Raw genomic sequence first — 1,833 nt, 5'->3', positions numbered from 1 at the left:
ACATTACTGTTAAATACAATAATGCCACAGCAGACAGTTTTACTTTGCAAATCAAAGACAGCAAGACACCCGACAATAAGAAAAATGGCGATAGTAAATTGTGAATTATTGGTGTTGTTGTTGGTGTGTTGGCCGGTCTTGGTCTTGCATATTTGTTCTTTAAAAGATTTGTCTTTGATAAATATTTTTTACCAAAAATTAACAAACGCCGCCACGATAAATTAGTTGAAAAAGTTAGAAAAGAAGAGGCAGAAAAAGGAGACAAAAACAATAAAGGTGGTGAAGAATAATGATGACTTTGTTAGCAACAAGCGGGGTAAATGATTTACTTAACAAAATTTTAGGGATTGCTTTGCCAACATTAATTGCTATTGCAGTTGTATCAGCAATTATTATGATTGGTGTTTATGCGATTGGGGGTAAATTCAATGTTGACAGTAGTAACCGCAAAGAAACAATTAAAAAATAAATTGCTATGAACTCCCCTACCAAGATATGCTCATCAAATGACTTGTTGCACAAAGACAAAGACGATTTTAAAACCGAACTACAACTATAAATTTATGGAAATAATAAGGAAAATAAGCCTATTATTTCTATTTTTATAAAAGAAAGGAATGATATATATGAAAAAACTACTAAGTTTAATCGGAGCAACTACTATAACAACGAGTGGAGGAGCACCTTTAATGGCAATGACACCGGGTTTTATTAATACTATTGAAGAAAATAATATTATTAAATATTATCAAAGTAACGGTGTATTTGAAAGTAATATATTAGAAGTAGATTCTGAAAAACAAGTTTTTTTAATGAATTTTGATTTAACTAATATATTGGGAATTACCACTAGAGAAGAATTAATAAATAACTTTGATCTAATAAATTTTAAAAGAAATTATTTAGAAAATGGTATTCTAATGAGTTTTAATATAAAGTCTTATCATGATTTTCTGTTGTCAAATGAATATGTATTAGAAAATATTAATGTTAATAATTTTTCTAATTCTAATTCTATTAGTGAAGAAAGAAATTTACATTTAGAAAATGCATGGGGTTCTGCAAATATAAGATTATATTTAGAAGTTAATTTAAATGAAGAACAAATTAATACAACTGAAGGAAATTCAAATAACAATCATTTAAATTTACAAATTTTAATTAGAGCAGAATTAGAAAATTTTGAAATTAGGAGAACTTATGGAGGACTTATAAATAGGTTAAAAATTATAGTTGATTCTTCTAATAAAATTTGATTTTATAAAAAATAAAAGTAAAATAAAAATGATGTTTTAAAAATTACTGCAAGCCCACTTTAATATATAATTAAAATAATATTTTACTAAATGTAATAATTTTTTGAATGTAAATACAAGCCGAAGAAAAGTAGAATATATTAACTAATTTATGATTCATGCTATACCAGAACCAAAAATATAGCCTATCAATATTCCTATTTTAGCATTGTTAACAATTCCATTTGCCATAAATCTTATATTATTATTAGCTAATCCAAAAAATGCTGCTGCAGATGAAAAAAAATAATTAATATAGAACCACAAATTACTGCTCCAATAATTCCTCCCTTAACAACTATATTTAAATTATTTCAATTTAAGTAGTTGTTTACTTTGTTAATTTGGTTACTTATTTCTGTTATATATGAATAAGGTATTCCTTTAGTACTTGGAAAAAAAGAAAAATAACTTTTTTCATCATTGGTATTTAATTGATAATAATCTTGTTTTGTTTTTTCTATAATGTTATTAATTAAATCAAAATTATCAATTATTTTTTCAGAAATAGCATTATATGAATTAGAATTTAATCTTC

Annotated in this window: 3 protein-coding genes and 1 pseudogene; 3 read left to right on the top strand and 1 reads right to left on the bottom strand. The window is 24.9% G+C overall.

Annotated features, from left to right (window positions below):
• The 3 genes and pseudogenes from C6B38_RS03030 to C6B38_RS03020 all read left to right on the top strand — a co-directional run.
• Positions 1-290 (top strand): annotated as a pseudogene (locus C6B38_RS03030) (hypothetical protein); the annotation flags it as partial.
• Positions 290-469, top strand: coding sequence for a hypothetical protein (locus tag C6B38_RS03025; protein WP_105298610.1), 180 nt, complete (start codon positions 290-292; stop codon positions 467-469). The pseudogene C6B38_RS03030 and the gene C6B38_RS03025, both read left to right, overlap by 1 nt.
• A 157-nt stretch (positions 470-626) precedes the next feature.
• Positions 627-1,271 carry a hypothetical protein gene (locus C6B38_RS03020; RefSeq protein WP_105298609.1) on the top strand — a complete coding sequence of 215 codons (645 nt, stop codon included), beginning with the start codon at positions 627-629 and terminating at the stop codon, positions 1,269-1,271.
• A gap of 236 nt (positions 1,272-1,507) precedes the next feature.
• On the opposite strand, the gene C6B38_RS09760 is transcribed toward C6B38_RS03020, so the two are convergent.
• Positions 1,508-1,833, bottom strand: a 326-nt coding sequence (locus C6B38_RS09760) for a hypothetical protein (RefSeq protein ID WP_162475831.1), incomplete at its 5' end; no start/stop codon positions are given.

Origin of the sequence: Spiroplasma sp. ChiS (assembly GCF_002968355.1) — a bacterium.
GTDB lineage: Bacteria > Bacillota_I > Bacilli_A > Mycoplasmatales > Mycoplasmataceae > Spiroplasma > Spiroplasma citri.
Note: the sequence above shows the minus strand (reverse complement) of the source record. Positions and strands in the feature narration are given on the sequence as shown.